This window comes from Monashia sp. HAY1-5C (genome assembly GCF_056755255.1).
The window spans coordinates 1-245 of the sequence record NZ_JBPGXG010000635.1 but is presented as its reverse complement, the minus strand read 5'-3'; the positions used below and the strand labels follow the sequence as shown (position 1 = coordinate 245).

Below are 245 nucleotides of genomic sequence, written 5' to 3'. Positions count from 1 at the left end.
GGTTGGCGGTGTAGCGCAGGATCGTCTTGTTGCTCATGGCCGGTCCTCCCCGCGTGGATCGAAGGTGTGCACCGCCGGATCGACGACATGCACCGAAGTATCCGGCGGCGTCGGATGTTCATCTTCCTCGACGCGATTCGGCCCGATACGCACGTAATGGAAGAAGCCGGCCAGCACCGCCGCACCCATCGCCAGCAGGCCCAAGGGTTTGCTGATGCCTTTCCACAAGCCCACCAGCGGACTGA

The 245-nt window shown here is 63.3% G+C and carries 1 protein-coding gene; it reads right to left on the bottom strand.

Translation table 11 applies throughout. The annotated features are described in order from the left end of the window. Positions 1-33: 33 nt before the first annotated feature. Positions 34-245, bottom strand: a 212-nt coding sequence (locus ACR9ZK_RS23005; RefSeq protein ID WP_481344231.1) for a formate dehydrogenase N subunit beta transmembrane domain-containing protein, incomplete at its 5' end; no start/stop codon positions are given.